Annotated in this window: 17 protein-coding genes; 6 read left to right on the top strand and 11 right to left on the bottom strand. The window is 44.8% G+C overall.

Annotated elements, in window-relative coordinates; all coding sequences use genetic code 11:
• Positions 1–425: 425 nt before the first annotated feature.
• Positions 426–1,622: an HD-GYP domain-containing protein gene (locus IW644_RS17975; RefSeq protein WP_269918752.1), complete on the top strand. Its 1,197-nt coding sequence runs from the start codon at positions 426–428 to the stop codon at positions 1,620–1,622.
• 121 nt (positions 1,623–1,743) lie between these two features.
• On the opposite strand, the gene IW644_RS17970 is transcribed toward IW644_RS17975, so the two are convergent.
• The gene (locus tag IW644_RS17970) at positions 1,744–2,919 is read right to left on the bottom strand and encodes a general secretion pathway protein GspB (RefSeq protein ID WP_269918751.1); all 1,176 of its coding nucleotides are present in this window, start codon (positions 2,917–2,919) and stop codon (positions 1,744–1,746) included.
• Positions 2,912–3,823, bottom strand: a complete 912-nt coding sequence (locus IW644_RS17965) for an ExeA family protein (RefSeq protein ID WP_269918750.1) — start codon at positions 3,821–3,823, stop codon at positions 2,912–2,914. The genes IW644_RS17970 and IW644_RS17965 overlap by 8 nt, the downstream gene beginning before the upstream one ends.
• Positions 3,824–4,031: 208 nt before the next feature.
• Here IW644_RS17965 and IW644_RS17960 point away from each other — a divergent pair, with 208 nt between their 5' ends.
• The 5 genes from IW644_RS17960 (at position 4,032) to hemW (ending at position 9,647) form a co-directional block, all read left to right on the top strand.
• The gene (locus IW644_RS17960) at positions 4,032–5,180 is read left to right on the top strand and encodes a CCA tRNA nucleotidyltransferase (protein WP_269918749.1); all 1,149 of its coding nucleotides are present in this window, start codon (positions 4,032–4,034) and stop codon (positions 5,178–5,180) included.
• Positions 5,181–5,193: 13 nt separating this feature from the next.
• Positions 5,194–6,228, top strand: a complete 1,035-nt coding sequence (locus IW644_RS17955; RefSeq protein WP_269918748.1) for a WD40 repeat domain-containing protein — start codon at positions 5,194–5,196, stop codon at positions 6,226–6,228.
• 239 nt (positions 6,229–6,467) lie between these two features.
• Positions 6,468–7,694 (top strand): ATP-dependent RNA helicase SrmB, encoded by a 1,227-nt coding sequence (gene srmB / locus IW644_RS17950; RefSeq protein WP_269918747.1) that lies wholly within the window; start codon positions 6,468–6,470, stop codon positions 7,692–7,694.
• 218 nt (positions 7,695–7,912) lie between these two features.
• Positions 7,913–8,515, top strand: a complete 603-nt coding sequence (locus IW644_RS17945; RefSeq protein WP_269918746.1) for an XTP/dITP diphosphatase — start codon at positions 7,913–7,915, stop codon at positions 8,513–8,515.
• Positions 8,508–9,647, top strand: coding sequence for a radical SAM family heme chaperone HemW (gene hemW / locus IW644_RS17940; RefSeq protein WP_269918745.1), 1,140 nt, complete (start codon positions 8,508–8,510; stop codon positions 9,645–9,647). The genes IW644_RS17945 and hemW overlap by 8 nt, the downstream gene beginning before the upstream one ends.
• Positions 9,648–9,773: 126 nt before the next feature.
• Here hemW and IW644_RS17935 read toward each other — a convergent pair whose 3' ends face one another.
• The 9 genes from IW644_RS17935 to IW644_RS17895 all read right to left on the bottom strand — a co-directional run bounded on the left by IW644_RS17935 (position 9,774) and on the right by IW644_RS17895 (position 17,522).
• Positions 9,774–10,568, bottom strand: coding sequence for a YggN family protein (locus IW644_RS17935; RefSeq protein ID WP_269918744.1), 795 nt, complete (start codon positions 10,566–10,568; stop codon positions 9,774–9,776).
• Positions 10,569–10,836: 268 nt separating this feature from the next.
• Positions 10,837–11,409 (bottom strand): Lcl C-terminal domain-containing protein, encoded by a 573-nt coding sequence (locus IW644_RS17930; RefSeq protein WP_269918743.1) that lies wholly within the window; start codon positions 11,407–11,409, stop codon positions 10,837–10,839.
• A 2-nt stretch (positions 11,410–11,411) separates the two neighbouring features.
• Positions 11,412–13,190, bottom strand: coding sequence for an Lcl C-terminal domain-containing protein (locus tag IW644_RS17925; RefSeq protein WP_269918742.1), 1,779 nt, complete (start codon positions 13,188–13,190; stop codon positions 11,412–11,414).
• Between the two features lie 111 nt (positions 13,191–13,301).
• Positions 13,302–13,814 carry a PAS domain-containing protein gene (locus IW644_RS17920; protein WP_118490128.1) on the bottom strand — a complete coding sequence of 171 codons (513 nt, stop codon included), beginning with the start codon at positions 13,812–13,814 and terminating at the stop codon, positions 13,302–13,304.
• Positions 13,814–14,809, bottom strand: coding sequence for a response regulator (locus IW644_RS17915; RefSeq protein ID WP_269918741.1), 996 nt, complete (start codon positions 14,807–14,809; stop codon positions 13,814–13,816). The genes IW644_RS17920 and IW644_RS17915 overlap by 1 nt, the downstream gene beginning before the upstream one ends.
• A 278-nt stretch (positions 14,810–15,087) precedes the next feature.
• Positions 15,088–15,798, bottom strand: coding sequence for an LrgB family protein (locus tag IW644_RS17910; protein ID WP_269918740.1), 711 nt, complete (start codon positions 15,796–15,798; stop codon positions 15,088–15,090).
• A complete protein-coding gene (locus IW644_RS17905) occupies positions 15,795–16,196 on the bottom strand; it encodes a CidA/LrgA family protein (protein ID WP_269918739.1) in 402 nt (133 codons plus the stop codon). Before IW644_RS17905 ends, IW644_RS17910 begins: the two co-directional genes overlap by 4 nt.
• A gap of 94 nt (positions 16,197–16,290) precedes the next feature.
• Complete coding sequence (locus IW644_RS17900; RefSeq protein ID WP_269918738.1) at positions 16,291–17,058, bottom strand: LytR/AlgR family response regulator transcription factor; 768 nt, start codon at positions 17,056–17,058, stop codon at positions 16,291–16,293.
• Positions 17,059–17,195: 137 nt separating this feature from the next.
• Positions 17,196–17,522: a DUF3718 domain-containing protein gene (locus tag IW644_RS17895; RefSeq protein WP_269918737.1), complete on the bottom strand. Its 327-nt coding sequence runs from the start codon at positions 17,520–17,522 to the stop codon at positions 17,196–17,198.
• Between the last annotated feature and the right edge of the window lie 55 nt (positions 17,523–17,577).

The following is a 17,577-nucleotide window of genomic DNA, read 5'->3' as shown; positions in this document are numbered from 1 at the left end:
TTCAACTTGGTCTACAACTGCCAATTTAAAAGCGAGAGAATAATCTCGTTGAGTTCTTTTACTATCTGATTTCATAACACTCTCCAAATTAAGTTTGAAAAGTGTCAACGCTATTTAGGATGGGTCAAGAGCTTGAAAAAGAGCGCTACCGCAAGGTAGCGCTTTTTTATTTTTTCCTTCCAAGCATTTATCTAAGCTTCTCGCTGCTTCAAGGTGCGTCACGACTAAATGCTAAATGTTGCTGCCTAATAAGAAGCAACGTTTCTTATTTTTTGTGTGCTTGATAAAAAGTATATGCATTGAAACAGCAAGACTTAACTATACTAAAGGTTAATAAACACCTCACTTTTTTCACTGGAATATCGTATTATTTGTCTCTAATGTAGTAAAAGGCTATGGCAACACCGTGCCGTACAGGAGAGATAATGTTAGAACAGGTACCCATTGATGATTTGCAGCCTGGGATGTACGTCAATCAAGTACTTGAACAAACGGGTTCACTTAAAATGCGCTCTAAGGGCATTGTAAAAACTCAAGCTATCATTGATAGTCTTAGAGCTAAGGGAATTCTTACAGTAGAAGTAGACCTAGCCAAGTCAAAGCTTCCTAAAACGCCAGAAGCGCCAGAGCCACCAAAAGAAGAAACACCACAACCTACAAAAGCTCCGGTTAAGTCATTAGGCCGTGATTCAATTAATGAGGCGAGTGAACTTTACAATAGTGCGCTTACCATACAGAGCAGCTTTCTAAAATCACTTCAAAAAGGTGCAGTTACCGATCTTTCTCCCATGGAGTCGCTATCCCACAGCCTCATAGAAAGTGTATTTGACAATAAGGACGCGCTCAGCTGCCTTACCATGATCAAAGATACAGACCAATACCTTTTAGAACACAGCATCAATTGCAGTGTACTTAGCGGTATTTTCTGTGAGTTTCTAGGCTTCGACAGAGACACTACTGAGCAGGTAAGTTTAGGTGCTCTTTTAATGGATATCGGCATGTCTTCGCTACCTGATGAAATTCGCAACAACACAGGTGAATTGTCTAGCAACGATTGGGAAGTAATGAAAACCCATGTAGAGATTGGTGCAGACCTAGTTGAACAATGCGGTGATATTTCCGATCTGTCGCTACGCATCATTAAACAACATCACGAGCGCGTGGATGGTAGCGGCTACCCTAATGGGCTGGTCGGTGAAGAAATTTCTGAGTTCGCCCGTATTGCCGCTATCGTAGATGCTTACGATGCCATGACATCTAACCGCATTCATCAAAACAGCATTACTCCTACACAAGCACTTAAACGCCTTACGGCGACGGAGAACTTAGATCAGGAGCTGGTAAAACAATTTATACAATGTATTGGTGTGCACCCTGTAGGTTCATTGGTTCGCCTTAAAAGCGGAAAGTTAGGGATCGTAAGTAAAATTAACCCTAAAGATCCAGTAAGCCCTCACGTTATGACTTTCTACAGCGTTACCTCACAACATTTTAATGAAGTGAAACGAATTGATTTAAGCCAATATGATGATGAGATTGTTTCAGGGGTTCGCCCAGAAGAGTTCAGCTTAAACCTGCCTAAATTTTTCAAAGACGTTTTCGTAAATCAAATGCCGCTGTAAACCCATTTCAGGCATATTGTTGGCAAAGATAAATATTGCATAAAGGCCCTGGATACAGGGCATTTTTACATAGTAAGCACAGTATTTCTGATGGGTATTTCTACTTTAATCGATGAAACGACTACCAGTCAGTTAATGCCGCCATGGTAAAAATTTCATCTTCAAAAGAAAGCACTACGCGCTGCGCTTCAATATTCACAATTTGCACTCTATCGGCAATCCAGTCGCCCTCGCCTATCTGACGTCCATTTACTCTGACCCACCTATCGGCTGGTCGAGAAGCATACATGTGTGCACTAAAATTCATCGTAGGAAGGCGCGTTAACAAGCGAACGGGCAACTGATCGACACGAGGCAGGTCGTCCTTAACTGTGATTTTTGTTTCTTCCTCGGCGGGTGTATCGTCTTGCGCTTTTGAATCCAAAGCTGCCACAGCAGCGTTAAAGCGCGCCATAAGCTCTGGCGACACCGATACGTCAGATTGAGCTTCGGATTCGTTTAACACTTTTCCTTCGTAATCTTGCGAAGACAGAGTGTCGCTTGAATTATCACCCTGTGTAGCCGCTACATTTTCATCTGCTTTATTGCTTCGCGCAATGTCAGGCTGGGTATTTGGCTCAATGGCTGCTTCGCTAGAAGAGGGCGTGTTGGCAACTATATCGACAGCTTCGTCTTTAGGAACATTCGAACTGTCACTTTGTGTACCTGTCTGGTCTGTAGGTTGTGTTTGTTCACTTTGACTTTCCGAAGCAGCGGGCATTTCGCTACCTTTTTGCGTAGCGACAAGCTCCGAAGTATCATCGCTTTTGTCTTTCTTTGAAGCACTGGCTTCGGACGCTGTCGTAGGTGCCGCCGCGGGCGCCGTTAACATCGGCCACCAGCGTTTGGCGGTAGCTGCGGAAAAGCCAATGCATAAGCCGCCAAGTATAACTACAGCAAAAAGCGCTACTTGCTTAGTGTACAGCTTCCACGCCGACGGTAACCCTTCTACTGTTGGCAAAAACAAACTGCGATTAAACTGCTCATTAAGCGATTTATCAAACGTGGCGCTTGTATCGTGCTCTCCGCGAAGCAAAGCTTGGGTTTGCGTTCTGTGATGTGTTGTTGCAGGTGCTATTTCCACGGTTTGCTCAGGGTCTATTTCAACTTCTTGCACACCCATTTCAGACAGGCCCTGCACCATGGCGTCGCTGGTCACTAAGCCCGACTTTCTAATTTTAACCGGCCCGTTCTGCTTGATGATTTGGACAATCACCATGCCGGGCGTTAGATTTTCTATGGTAACGATATTAGACATACAAGCTCCCTAACCCGTAACCGAAAACAATGGCCAAAACAAACGCCGATGCTAGATACCATTTACGCTGACTTTGCACCCGTTGACTTACTACATCTGCACCTAGAATTTGCTCAGCCGCGGCCAAGAATATAGGCTTTTGCACAACCGCATGCTGCTTTGTGAAAGATAAGGTTAAGGCTCGGTCGCACAGCAAGTTAATTACCCTTGGAATTCCACCAGTAATTTGATGCACCGCGCGTAAGGTAGACTTACTGAAAATACTGATATCACCTTCGGCTACGCTTAAGCGATGCGCAATATAGGCACTTACCTCAGGCGCAGTTAAGGGCAGCAAGTGATACCTAGCAGTAATACGCTGGGCAAGCTGGCGCAACTCGTTGCGCTTTAACAGCTGCTGTAATTCAGGCTGTCCAATCAGTACGACCTTTAACAACTTTTCACGGTTTGTTTCAAGGTTGGTCAATAAACGGAGTTGTTCTAGTACTTCAGGCAGTAGATGCTGCGCTTCATCTACCATAAGTACCGTGTTAATGCCTGCTTGATGATTTTCGGCCAGCTTAGACAAAATTAAATCAGTAAAATATTTAAGGCTGGCCTTCTCTGGTGTATAGGGTAAGCCTAGTTCATCACAAACCGTAGCTAATAGCTCAAGAGCAGATAAGGTAGGGTTCAATATCATAGCTACCTGGGTATTGTCCGGTAGCTGCTGCAACAATTTTCTTGAAACTGTGGTCTTCCCAGTGCCCACTTCTCCGGTGAGCATCACAAAGCCACCGCTTTCCCTAAGGCCGAAGGTCAAATGGGCTAATGCCTCTTTGTGTCTTGGGCTCATATACAAATAATCGGGGTTAGGCGCAATCGAAAAAGGATTGTCATTTAACCCGAAGTAGTTCAAATACATGGTTGCTGAAGCGCCTATCTGTTTTAATTTTTAACGACGATTAAACTACCAGACGCAACCTTGAAGTGAAAGCGCATAACGATGTGGCGACGAATTTTATTTGTAACATTGCTATACTGCGCCACTATAAATTAAGACTGCTGAATACGGTTATACGCCAAATATCAGCACGTCTAACTTTTACTGACAAAAATTCGATTGGAATAGCATGCAAGTATATCTCGTTGGTGGCGCAGTACGTGACGCACTGTTGAACAGAAAAGTTGTAGAACGCGACTATGTAGTGGTGGGCGCCACACCGCAAGAAATGCTTAGCCAGGGTTATACCCAAGTAGGCAAAGACTTCCCTGTTTTTTTACATCCAAAAACACAGGAAGAATATGCGCTAGCTCGCACTGAACGTAAATCAGGGAAAGGCTACACGGGCTTTGTGTGCGATGCATCAAGCACCGTAACTCTGGAAGAAGACTTACTGCGCCGAGATCTTACCGTTAATGCGATAGCCCAAGATAACCTTGGTAACCTTATCGACCCTTATGGTGGTAAAAAAGATTTAGAAAACCGTATACTTCGCCACGTATCAGAAGCCTTTAGTGAAGACCCGCTTCGGGTATTTCGCGTAGCACGCTTTGCAACACGCTATGCCTATCTGGGTTTTACCATTGCCAATGAAACTATGGCACTTATGAAGAAAATGGCCCAAAGCGGCGAATTAAGCGCGCTAAGTGCAGAGCGCGTATGGCAAGAAACAAAGCGAAGTCTTTTAGAGAAAACACCCCATGTTTTTTTCACTGTATTGAACCAAGCTCATGGCCTTAATGACTGGTTTGCTGAACTTGAAAGTAAGCTAGATACTGGTCTGGAAACGTTAAAAGCGGCGGTAACCCTCGAAAAGGCTGAAAAAGAAAGCCTCGCCAAAAGCACTGATTCAGAAACTGCTAGGCTGATAATAAGGTTTACAGCCCTGCTCTCTCACCTTGATGAGGAAGAAGCTAAACGTTTGTGTGACCGTTTGAAAGTGCAGAACCAAGTTAGTGAAATTGTCAGCCTTGCCTGCAAATTTAAAGGCTTCCTTTTAAATACACAGATCTCTCCCTCCGATTTGCTTGCCTTATTCAATGGCTGTGATGCATGGCGAAGAGAAGAACGCTTTACATTATTACTTAGCGCTTTTGCAGCTTATGCGCAAAACCAAGGCGTAGACTGGCAACACCAACAAAAGCGCATCGAAGATGCGTTGGCAGCCGCCAACCAAGTAAATGTGCAAGACATCATTGCCACGGGCGTTAAAGGCCCCGAAATCAAAGAAGCGCTAAACCAAGCCAAGCTAAACGCTATTGCCTTTATTAATACATAATTGTGCTATAGCAATGATCGAAAGAAAAACGAACGGACGCTTTCTCTCACCTTTAGCGTCACCAGTTTCTTATTTACTTTTCATCGTACTCCTTACGCTTACTGGTTGCACTGAAGAGACGCGCATATTACCTGTTCACGAGTTCCGCTTTACCCAAGAGCCTGTGAGGAAAGCTGCGCTTTCAGAAGATGCCCGTCTTGCGGCATTCATTTTTGACGATTCCTCAGTGTCTGTTTGGGATGTTCATGAAAAACGAGAGCGCTACAAGTGGCGTAGTGAAGTGCTTGATGAAGAGTCACTGCATCTCATTGCGTTTTCTAAAGACAAAGCATGGTTAGCGCTCACAGGTTATTGGAGCACTACACTGATTAACTTGCACTCAGGTGATGTGGTAGGTAGTTGGTATTTTAGTGGTAAAGATCCTGGCGCCACAGCGTCATCAACTTCCCTATCCCACCATGGTGACAGTGCACTCGTTGGTATGACCGATGGTACCGTATTGCTACTAAATTTTGATAACGGCACTGCATTGCAATACCAGCACAATACAATGAATGTGCTCCATGTCGGCTATATTTCTGATGACTATGCGTTTTCTGGAGGAATAGATAAGCGCTGGTTTTTATGGGATTTAGATAGAAACGATGTGTTGCTAGAAAGGCAGTATCGCAGTCGTGTTACTGCTTCAGTGCTAGACAATAGAGCTCAGCGAGCTTTTATATCCGATGCGCTGAACAGCCATGAAATTATTAATCTCACCACCCATGAAGTTGTGGCTGAACTGCAATTTATGGAACGTTTCCGCTTTTTCCGAAAAGGGTTATTTTTAGAAAACGGAGACTACCTAATGACAACATCACCCAAATCAGTGGTGACGCTATGGAATGCTAACTCTGGCGAAGAGATAGCCTCATGGGAAATTAAACGCTATTCAAGCGAAGCCACCACTCACGCTATTACACTTAATGAGGATGGTGTTGTTGTTACCCTCTCCTCTGATGGCGTGCTTCAAAGCTGGGATTACCGCGCAATAGCCAACCCCCTTTAATTCCATTGGTCCAGAACTGTAAACTGACTACTACTTCGAAATTTCACGGGTTGAAAGTGAGGATAAAGTGAGTAAGCTCGATTTAACCCACTTGCATTTACTTAACGCCAACAGTGCCAACCCGTTAGCGCCAGAATGTGTATTTACCTACGGTGTGCGAATTTAACGCCAGTTTTTCTCAATGTTTTGGTGTAGCAATGCTACAATACGCCCCATTCATTTAGAGCGTTTTTTATACTATGACTTTCGAAGAACTCGAATTAGACGAAGCACTGTGTCACGCAGTCGCCGATATGGGGTTTGAAACTCCAACTAGCATTCAAGAACTGGTCATCCCCCATGCGTTAGATGGGCGAGATATCTTGGCTTCTGCTCCAACAGGTACAGGTAAAACAGCAGCATTCTTATTGCCTGCATGCCAGTTTTTACTTGATTATCCGCGCAGACAGCCTGGTGCTACGCGTATTCTTATTTTAACGCCTACCCGTGAATTGGCGTTACAGGTTTACGAACAAGCCCTAGCAATAACAAAGCACACGCAAATTGTGTGCGGCGTGATAACCGGTGGTATTAACTACGGTACCGACAAAGAAACCTTAAGCAAGAATCTTGATATTCTTGTGGCTACACCAGGTCGCTTGCTTGAACACATCGAAAAAGAAGCCGCAGATTGCCGCGATATCGAGTGTTTAATTCTTGATGAAGCTGACCGCATGTTAGACATGGGCTTCTCAACAGTAGTGAACCAGATTGCGGCCGAAGCACGCTGGCGCAAGCAAAACCTACTGTTCTCTGCCACCTTAGAAGGTAAAGGGGTTAAAACCTTCGCCCACGATATTCTTAACAACCCTGAAGTCGTTGAAGCTAATCCATCGCGCAAAGAAAAGAACAAAATTCATCAGTGGTATCATCTTGCTGATGACATGAATCACAAGCAAGCCCTGCTGGTAAATATCTTAAAGCAAGAGACAACTACATCTGCTGTTGTTTTTGTAAAAACTCGCGACCGCTTACAGATGCTAAAAGATTTCTTAGCGTCTAAAGATATTCCAGTGTGTTGGCTACAGGGCGAAATGCCACAAGACAAGCGTAATGCTGCTATGGCTCGCTTTAAAAGTGGTGAGGTACCAATTTTATTGGCAACTGACGTTGCAGCTCGTGGTATCGACGTACCTAATGTAAGCCACGTTATTAACTTCGACATGCCGCGCAAAGCTGACATATACGTACACCGTATTGGCAGAACCGGTCGTGCTGGTGCCAAGGGTACTGCAATATCTTTAGTTGAAGCCCACGATTTTGATATGGTGGCCAAAACCGCACGTTACATGGGCGAGCCACTAAAAGCCCGCGTCATTGACGAGCTACGCCCTAAAAATAAAACGCCTAAAATTGGCCCGAAAAAGAAAAAAGTAAAGGCCAAAGACAAAACCAAGGCAAAAGCTAAGCCTAAAAAGAAAAAGTAAACTCGAGCACATAGAGGGTGAGTGATGCGATGGCCGAAGGTTGGGAGTGGCTTTCGCAAACACGCGGTAAACACATCCATGTGCGCTCCGCTGCCGCATCCCTGCGGCAGAGGGTTTGCTCAAACCACTCCCAACCTTCGTCCTGAATAAGCTTATGTACTCGATGAGTGTGTTCGAGCTTATTTCAGGAGTAAAGAAAAAACGAGGAGTCTGGCACAATGAAATTCCCAGAAAAAATTGTTTTAGCTACAGGTAACCAAGGCAAGGTGCGAGAGTTTGCATCCTTATTCGCCGATTACGGTGTAGACGTTGTGGCGCAAAAAGAATTAGGTGTATCTGATGTGCCTGAAACAGGCACAACATTCGTTGAAAATGCCATTATTAAAGCGCGTCATGCGGCGCAAGTAACTGGCCTGCCCGCCATTGCTGATGACTCAGGCTTAGTCGTTGACGCGCTTGGCGGTGCACCTGGTATTTATTCAGCCCGCTATGCTGGCCCTGATGCTACTGACGATACCAATATCGACAAACTATTAGCTGCCCTTGATGGTGAGACTCAGCGTAAAGCGCACTTCTTTTGTACCTTGGTGTTTATGCGCCATGCTGAAGATCCCGTTCCATTGGTTAGCCAAGGTAAATGGCAAGGTGAAATCTTAACTGCTCGCTCGGGTAACGACGGTTTTGGTTACGACCCTGTTTTTCACGTGCCAACTCACGGATGTACTGCTGCAGAATTGGAAAAAGCTGAAAAGAACCGCATTAGCCATCGCGGCAACGCCCTAGCGATTTTGCTTGATAATATGAGAGCGACTTTTGCGTAATCCCCCGCTTAGCCTTTATATCCATATCCCTTGGTGTGTTCAAAAGTGTCCGTACTGCGATTTTAACTCTCACGGGCTTAAGTCTGACTTACCAGAAAAAGAGTATGTGGCGCATCTACTGGACGATTTAGCCATTGATGCAAAACGCATTGGCGACCGCCCTATTGAGACAATCTTTATAGGCGGTGGCACGCCCAGTTTGTTTTCAAGCAAGGCCATGGCAGACATCATAAACGGCGTTAAGCAGCGTGTTAATTTAAGTGACACAGCTGAAATAACCATGGAAGCCAACCCAGGTACCGTTGAAGCCGGCAAGTTTGCGAGCTTTTATAAGGCAGGCGTAAACCGGATATCAGTGGGTATTCAAAGCTTTCAGCCTAAGCATTTAAAGGTGTTAGGCCGAATTCACAATGAGAGCCAAGCTGAAAATGCGGTAAAACAAGCACACAGTGCGGGGCTGCCTACGTTTAATTTAGATCTTATGCATGGATTGCCGGAACAAAGCGTCGACAATGCCATGGCAGATCTAATGCAAGGTATTGAGTTAAATCCATATCACCTCTCCTGGTATCAGCTAACTATAGAGCCAAACACGCCTTTCTATTCAAAGCCACCAGAACTGCCAGACGACGATGTTCTCTGGGAGATTCAGGAAAAAGGCCATAACCTATTAGAGCGTGCAGGTTATCACCAGTACGAGATTTCAGGCTATGCTAAAGCCGGCCACCAATGCCGCCACAACCTTAATTACTGGCGCTTTGGCGACTACATAGGTATTGGCTGCGGTGCACACGGGAAGATTACTGATGCAGCGAACGGTACTATTCACCGCACCGTTAAAGTGAAGCATCCAAGAGGCTATATGGAAATGAGCCGACCGTATTTAGATACGCAAACGCTGGTTAGTGCAGACGACCTGCCGTTTGAATTCTTTATGAACAGGTTTCGTTTAGTTGAGCCTTGCCCGATGAGTGATTTTAATGACTTCACTGGTACTGAGTTAACGGATGACGTTAAACGCGCACTGTCTGATGCTCATCACCAAGAGCTACTTTCTATTTCAGATAGCCACTGGCAAGTAACTGCAAAGGGACGTAGATATCTCAACTCGCTACTGTCGTGTTTCGTTTAGCCCTACTTTTCTAAGTTTTGTACTTTTCTAAATCTTAGTAAAGACGTTAGAACGAATAAGCCTGCTCGCGCAGGCTTTTCTATTCAAATTAGCTTTTATTAGACAGTGTTACTCTTTTAACTGCGCCTAGTTTTCGCTTTCGTCGTGACTGGTAATGATATTGTAAGGCTTAAAGGCAGGTACGCTGGCGCGAAGGTTTTCTTCTGCAACGTCTAAACGCTTAAGCTTTTCACAAAACCACTCTGCTTTTTTACGCAATGTTGTGGCTTTGTCACCTACATCAAGCTGCTCACCTACGTTGTTAAGCTGGCGAGTAATTTCCGCTACTTTCTCTTGGTTAACCTCGCCACTTCCGGTATTAATTCCGCTAATTGCAGACAATATACCGCCAACAGAGGTCGAAATAGCTTCCTCAAGCTGTGCTTCAATTTCACTATCGACAAATTCATCCACGCTTTCCAGCGACCCAGGGCCGATAAAGTAATGATTGCTGGCGTGCCTAAATTTATCTTTCACGCGATTTTGAACGCGCTTCATAGCAGCGTTTAAACGTTCATAGCTATCGTGGTCGCTACCAACTAAACCTAAATACACGTGTTCAATGGTATCAATAGCCAAGTCTACACCTTCGGTAGCCAGAATAATCATTTTGGGAACCACATAGTGTAAACCTGAAGAGTACTCGTTTAGCCACTGCTTTTCCTGTTCGCTTAAGGTTTGCCAACGCCCGCCTATAAACAGCTGGTTTTGGTCGTTAATTTGAACCACAGTACGGGTTTTATCCATTACGCGCAGCTGCTCGCTATTAACGGCAATACCGTAGGCGAAATCGATGTTGCATGTATATTCAGCTTGCGCCGATGTGCTAAGTCCAGCGAATAAACAAATTGTGAAGAGAAGAGCCTTAAGGCGCGATATCATTTTCATACCATCATTGTGGCTAGCTTATTGGGAAATAAAAAGCCAACATGAGTCTAACGTGCTAAAAATCAGGTTGAACATGTCGAGATGATTAATTTACGCAACACGTAAATGACTCATTAATGAAAACGATAAATATCTGCATCTTTAACGTTCAGACCTAAACCAACAAAGCACGCATTATAGAGCGTGCTTTGTTGATAAAAAGTCTCGGCATCAGATACTAGACGAAAGACTAATAAGAAAGGATGTAGATCTTTCCCTACACCTATTCATCGGTGTAAGTACGCACCAAACGTACATATATGAATCGGTCTTTTTCCTTAATAGAATGGCTAGCGTTAAAGAACGCAACAACCCATGCTCGGTCTGGATCGTCCGCAGAAGGGGTAGAAGTCCAAAAGTCATCTGGCGGCGTTGCCGGAAAAAGTGAGCTATTAATGGCGGGTCTCACGCAGTCTCGTTCTGTTAACGTTGCCAACTCTTTAACGTTAGGCAAGCGCCACCCCAATAAATCATCGTTGCTTGCTTGCTGCGCTAGCTGTAAAGCTTGCTGCCACGTATACTTTACCGCTTCACCGCTGCACGTAGAGCCATCCCACGTTTGACCTTCCGAACAACGCATCCACACCAAATCTGTTGTGGTATCTAGTAAGGTACTAGTGGTAACCGCTTCAAAATTATCATCTGGTGTTGTTTCAAGCCCATCAGATAGACATTCCTGAGCATGAACTGAGACCGAAGCACCTATAAGCAATGCTGATGCAGCGAACAGGTTAATTGAAGTAATCATTGTTTTTTTCATCACTTTTTTGGCGATCGTATTAACTGTTTTACTCATGACTATCTCCCCGCTCTTACTAAACGAACACGTGCGGCTGACGACTTGTTAAGAAAGTTATCTACGCCCGAGTCAAAGTCTAATGCCCAGGCATTTTGCGCGTCGTCGCTATTTACCCCGTCAGCACTAGGCACGGATGTCCAATACCAAAGCGGTTCGGTTGATACTGCACCTGTATTAGGGAAATAATCTTCATCAATAGCAACATCATCGGCAATGCCCAAGTGCATTAAAGAGAACAGTTCATGATGAGTAGGTAAACGCCAGTCATAAAAGCCACACAAGCCTTGCGCATTTACCGCTTCAACATACGCAGAGGTATTGCAGTTAGTTAACAGACAAGTTGCGTTTGCCCCCGTCTCATCACCTTCAAAGCCACCATTCACCTCGTCGCTATACCAAGAGTATGTATAATCTTTGTCTTGAAATGCACCGTCGTCGGTTTTCACTTCCCATACTAGTCCGGTAACGTTATCTCGAACGCACGACCATGTATCGGCACTGGCATCCTGCTCATCACCGTTAGCGTTCAAGCGCGTGAAGTCAAACCCAGCTTTACCTCGCCCTGCTTTTTCTATTAAACCGTTTTGCTCAATAATATCAGCGCCTCGTTGCCCGTCCTGTCCAGGAAAGTCGTTTTGCTGCGCCTCGGTTAATGCATTATTGGTCGCTTGCTGCAAAAAGCCTGTATCGTTTAAAAGCGGCGTTGGCATTGGGCGTATATTTACGTTAATCGTGTCTTCAACGCTATTGCCGTTGGCATCGGTGACAGTAAGGGTATAGGCCACAACAGTAGAGGACGATACCGAAGGTGCTATAGCAAATGTGGATAGTGCATCATTGTCATCTACTGCGCTAATTTCGGCATTTGAAGCTGACGTAGTGCTTGAGGAAATATTTGCACTGCGCTCCCACGAATAGGTAAGCGGTAACGCGCTAGGTATACTAGTACTGGCCTCGCCATCTAGAATAACGACTTCTCCACTAAATACGCCTTGAGAATAACCCGCATCAACAACCGGCAAGGTTTCAGTTTCTGATTGAACGGATATAGTGACGGTATCAGTATCAGTCGCGCCTTCGCTGTCGGTCACTTCTAACTGAAAGGTAAGCTGCTGTGCATCATTGGCGATGGGCGTTACGATAGTCAACGTAGAAAGGTTAGTTTCCACGCCAGTTATCACATTAGTCCCGCTGGTTTGCGACCACGTGTAATCGGATATTTCACCTTCTGTAGCATCGGAATCCGCGTCACTACTTCCAGTGCCATCAAAAACAATTTCTACCCCACCAGGGAATGTATTAGCCGGCAAATCGTCCCATTCGGGCACCTCTATACTGGCTTCAGGGGCAATATTCACAGGCGCAACCGTGATAACCGTAAAATCACTGGCTGTATTACCGCTCTGATCATTAACCGATACGGTCAACGTGTATTCAGTAGCACTATCCACTAGTGGCGCAACGAAGCTTGCAGCAGAAGCGCTTGTATCTTCATGAGTAATCGTTAATGAAGGAGACGCACTCCAGTTGTAAGTGTATGTTCCGTCGCCTCCGCTTATTTCCGCGCTTAGCGAGTAGGTTACGCCTTCAGTTACTGTTGCATCAGGGCCAGCATTTATCACTAAATTACCATTGCCCGATCCCCCATCGCTTGAGTCACCATCGCTGCCTCCGCCACCACCGCAGGCAGCAAGAATAAATGCGCCGCCAAGAATGACTAGCCCACGTGCCACATTACGTGGTAAATAGCCTGAAAATGAAGACATAATTAATTGCATACATACTCCCATCGCACTTGATGCTGAAACCCCAGGCACAGTGCATGAAAAAACTCTATATAGATGGAATCGCAAAGCGGCTTTCAGCCTCTGCTGCGGCACAAATAGCGGTTAAGATAAGGTGTGTTTCAATTTACTCGCGACTAATCTCGCTTCTTGCTCTTCGGACATCGTAACTTGCAGAGCCTCGAGCTGCTTTTTACCTACCGCCACATCAGTCATGTCGTAAATCATCATGCTAATGAAGTCCACCTTTCCTGTTGTCGAGGTAAGTGGAGATAGCGTGATGTTTTGATACATAAATGACTCACTACCTGTAATCGGCCGGTAGTTAGGAAACTTGAACAAATACGGGCGCTGCTCCCAGGTCATGAAAGCGCGAGTTTTTAAGTCGAAGACGGGCTTAGCTTTTTTCATAAACCAGTCTTGCTTAATTGAAGGGAAAAGCGAAAATAATGTTTTGTCTCTTACCTCACTCGGTAAAAGTCCACTGTGACTTTCCATAAAGCCATTCCATACCTGAACGGTGAAGTTACGATCAAGTACAACGATCCCCACATCTACCGTTTGTAGCATGTCCATCATCCAATGGAATTCTTGTAACTCATCTAAATGCTGGCTCATCAGAAATCCTCCAACAAGTGGGCAAGCTTTGAATTCATCATTTTCATGGACTCTTCCGTGAACAGCAAAATCAAATCGCATTGAACGTTATAGCCTTCAAGCCCATAGCTAAGCTCTATCGCCAATGTTCGCTTCCACTTAATTTGATTCATACTAATAATTTCAGTGATGGCACGGTGCTGACCAAGCACAATAGGGTGACCTTGGCTGAAGTTAATATCCATCTGAGTTGCTAACCCAGTCAAACAGGTTCCAATTAGAATGCTAGCTGCATCCATAAGCAGCTCTAATTGAAGTTGGTCGTCTACTTCGCCTTCAACGTTTAAAATCTTAGCAACATCGTCAAAGCTTGAATCGCTCAAAATACACAGTGCTTCGCCACTTACCCCCGGCCCCAAAAAGCCTTGGCAAACCGCGGTAACTTGTTCATGGCTTTCAATATCAGAAAGCATCATATGAAGCTCTGAAACTTCAATGAGATTAACGTTAGGTATGGGTAGTTCTACGAAAACATTCATGGTGCGCGCGAGGTGGTCGCCTGCTTGGCCCATTGCGATATTAGTTATCTCTTGGTAACAATCGCGAATATCAGGGTCAAGGGGCGTAATTTCTTCTGGCTCTTCTTCCTCGGCGTGAAGAATATTATATTTATCAAGAACCTCAGCAAGCTTCTTGGGGTCCACTGGCTTGCGGATAAAGTCTAACGCCCCCAGCGACGTCACTCTTTCGTGCGCCTCCGGTTGAATGTCACCAGACACCACAATAACCTTAGTTTTAAGACCTCGCTGTTGAATTGCCTCTAACGTGCCGTATCCATCAAGAACAGGCATGTTCAAATCTAAGAGTAAAAGATCGCCTTTACCATCGGCGAGCGCAGTCAAAGCATCTTGGCCATTCTTTGCAAAGTGCACGGCTACGTCCCAATCTTGGGGAAGGCACTTAGCCACTTGCTTGCGCGCAACTAACGAGTCGTCACATACGAGTACTGAAAACATTAAGTTCTTTTACCACCTAGCTTTAACAACCAGCTGCCGCTGGTATTTTCTAGTAATTTCAACTGTATCGGCACGACTACTGTGAACTGAAGTAATGATTTTTGTATCAGGTACAGTAAGCGGTAGTGCCCTATTGATGTTATAAACAGATAACCTGTATATGGTGATACGAAACACCTCACTAAGAAATAGCACTTTTGGGGAATATTGCCAGCGTGTTTTGCATTTAGCTGTCAGCTTACGATAAAGCTATAAGTTTGAAGTCTCTGGCTGAAAGTTTAAACAAAAACTCCAAAGACTAGGGGGAGTATCAAAGCCGTAAATATCCCGTTAACACAAAGCCCAAGGGTAGCCATAGCGGCGACGTCCTCACCCATTTGTATTGACTTGGCAGTGCCAATAGCATGCGCAACAGTACCTAAAGCAATGCCCTGTGCCTGTCGGTCACGCACGTCAAATACAGAGAATACCCCGGTCGCTACAATAGCCCCCACAATGCCTGTAGTGATAACAAAAACAGCTGCTAGCGCTGGAATCCCGCCAATATGAGCACTAGCTTCCATCGCAAGAGGAGTGGTGATTGATTTAGCTAACATGGTCATTTTTAGGGCCGATGGTGCATCTAACGCAAAAAGCGTGAGCCATGCGGTAACAGGCGCAATTATTCCACCAAAGCCAATACTGACTATTAACCTCCATCCGTAGTGTTTTAAACACTGCCATTGGCGATAAATTGGTAATGCGAGCGCTACAGTGACAGGTCCTAAAAGCCAGTGAAGTAATGAAGCTGAATGCTGATACTTCACCACTTCAGTATTGGTTAAATAGAGAAATACAGAAACAAAGCCAGCCGTAAAAATAATGGGGTGTGCAATGGGGTGACCGTTACACTTTTTATTGATCCAAAGCGCAATAAGGTAACCGATAACAGTGATACATAGCCATAACAGCCCATTAAAGCTAATCACTTGATTTAATGCATCAATCATTCAAGCTCCCCTTCCTTTTGTGAAGCGCTGGAAGGTTTATCCAATTTGCTACAAAATAACTTCTGTGCGAACCAAGCGGTGACACCTAAGCTTAATGAGGTAGTAAGGATAATGGCAATGGCGATTGCCAGCCCATTGGCTTGAATATCGTCCCAATAAATAGACACCCCTAGTACTGCTGGAACGAAAAACAATGACATATGTTTTAAGGGAAAGGTAACAAACCTAGCTGTAGGCACTTCCAGTTTTGGAAAAGTGAAGAGCATACCAAGCAGCAGACAAAGCCCAACCAATGGCCCTGGAATAGGTAACGCCAACATGGTAACGGCGAAAAGCCCAGCATAATACGCAGCGAAAACTACTATGGCACCCACTACCGCGTTACTTACATTTCGCACTTTCTATCCTTGCCTTTAAGTATAAAGTACTAAGTGTAACGATTAGCGAGTTCCACCACCAGCGGGACCATGGTCGTATGATCTTCCTCGATTTTTATTGACCTTCTACATGCCAAAACTGATAGTAATATTTATGGGTGACTTTAAAGATCTCGCCACCTTGCATAACCACTCTTTGCTGGTTTAACCTTTGCTCTAAATGCGCCACGTGTTTGGCATTTACTGCTACTGAACGATTACAGCGCTTAAAATGCTGCTCGCCAAGACGTTTCAGTAATTCACACAAGGTTGTGCGAACCACATAACATTCAGATAGTGTTTGTACACACATGTAATCCCCTGCAGCTTCTATCCATTTAATATCGGCAGGATTTAAGCAACACCATCCATTTTCAGTTCTAATAGCAACCACATTAGGTTTGTTAGTCTTGCTTAACTGTTGGCGTAATGTCGCTAATAATGCGGGCTTAGATACACCGTACTGTTTGCACAGCCCTTTTACCATTGTGTTGAATTGGAAATCACGTTCAAAACAGTCAATTTTGCTTTTAACGTATCCGATAGCACGTATTAGCTGGTCCTCTTCAAAAGGCGGTGCAATAAAACCCGATGCGTTGTGCGAGAACGCCAAAAGTGCCTCTTCATCATTGTCGCCCACCGCCAACCAATACTTTGAAGCTAGATTACGACATGACTTTGAAACTGAATAGAAACCGATTGATTGGGGGTACTTTTCAGCCAAAGCTAAACAGTGGCCCACCGACTCAGCCCCAAACACATGGCTAAACAAATTTAGTTGCTTCAAGATTTTGCAAAGTGAAGCTTGCTTAGATGCAGATTGTAAGAATACTAATGAGATCATCTGCACTCCCTTTGCAATTTAATTGATGCTATAACTTTCTAGGCCCTATGTCACTGCGGTTTAAAGGAATAGCTGAAGAAAGATGAAAAAAAGGGGCTATGCATAACATAGCCCTAAGTCCAGGGCGAAAACTCAAATTAGCGTTTAGCGGTCAATACGCTTGGGCTTGCATTAACACGACGCGCAATATGCTGAGCATTTCTAGACGCGTTATGAGTAGCTGCAAAGGTCAACATATCTTGGCCATTACAAACCAAACCTTCGTGCAGGTGTTTTATATTCAAGCCTGTTGCTTTTACCGCGCGTTGGAGTTTAAAGCGGCTGTCGCTCTTTACGGCTTCACATACAGCAATTAGCTTATCTTCTATCTCGGCTGGGTAAGAGCTTGCATTTGCAGCAGTAGCAGTTAAAGAAAGTGTGGTTCCTAGTAAAGCGATTTGGGTAACACGGCGTAACGTAAACATAACAATTTCCTCTGATAGTATTAGGCAACGCGGTGACGACCTCTACTTGTCGCCG

Source organism: Alteromonas sp. PRIM-21 (genome assembly GCF_027563165.1).
GTDB lineage: Bacteria > Pseudomonadota > Gammaproteobacteria > Enterobacterales > Alteromonadaceae > Alteromonas > Alteromonas macleodii_A.
The sequence above is the reverse complement of the archived record's forward strand: the minus strand, read 5'-3'. Positions and strand labels throughout refer to the sequence as shown.

Bases quoted from the DNA above. Each gene is read 5' to 3' on its own strand.
- srmB (WP_269918747.1), top strand. From the start codon at position 6,468: ATGACTTTCGAAGAACTCGAATTAGACGAAGCACTGTGTCACGCAGTC.
- IW644_RS17970 (WP_269918751.1), bottom strand. From the start codon at position 2,919: ATGTCTAATATCGTTACCATAGAAAATCTAACGCCCGGCATGGTGATT.
- IW644_RS17920 (WP_118490128.1), bottom strand. From the start codon at position 13,814: ATGAGCCAGCATTTAGATGAGTTACAAGAATTCCATTGGATGATGGAC.
- IW644_RS17895 (WP_269918737.1), bottom strand. From the start codon at position 17,522: ATGTTTACGTTACGCCGTGTTACCCAAATCGCTTTACTAGGAACCACA.
- IW644_RS17910 (WP_269918740.1), bottom strand. From the start codon at position 15,798: ATGATTGATGCATTAAATCAAGTGATTAGCTTTAATGGGCTGTTATGG.
- IW644_RS17935 (WP_269918744.1), bottom strand. From the start codon at position 10,568: ATGATATCGCGCCTTAAGGCTCTTCTCTTCACAATTTGTTTATTCGCT.
- IW644_RS17945 (WP_269918746.1), top strand. From the start codon at position 7,913: ATGAAATTCCCAGAAAAAATTGTTTTAGCTACAGGTAACCAAGGCAAG.
- IW644_RS17915 (WP_269918741.1), bottom strand. From the start codon at position 14,809: ATGTTTTCAGTACTCGTATGTGACGACTCGTTAGTTGCGCGCAAGCAA.
- IW644_RS17925 (WP_269918742.1), bottom strand. From the start codon at position 13,190: ATGCAATTAATTATGTCTTCATTTTCAGGCTATTTACCACGTAATGTG.
- IW644_RS17900 (WP_269918738.1), bottom strand. From the start codon at position 17,058: ATGATCTCATTAGTATTCTTACAATCTGCATCTAAGCAAGCTTCACTT.
- IW644_RS17975 (WP_269918752.1), top strand. From the start codon at position 426: ATGTTAGAACAGGTACCCATTGATGATTTGCAGCCTGGGATGTACGTC.
- IW644_RS17930 (WP_269918743.1), bottom strand. From the start codon at position 11,409: ATGAGTAAAACAGTTAATACGATCGCCAAAAAAGTGATGAAAAAAACA.
- IW644_RS17955 (WP_269918748.1), top strand. From the start codon at position 5,194: ATGATCGAAAGAAAAACGAACGGACGCTTTCTCTCACCTTTAGCGTCA.
- IW644_RS17960 (WP_269918749.1), top strand. From the start codon at position 4,032: ATGCAAGTATATCTCGTTGGTGGCGCAGTACGTGACGCACTGTTGAAC.
- IW644_RS17965 (WP_269918750.1), bottom strand. From the start codon at position 3,823: ATGTATTTGAACTACTTCGGGTTAAATGACAATCCTTTTTCGATTGCG.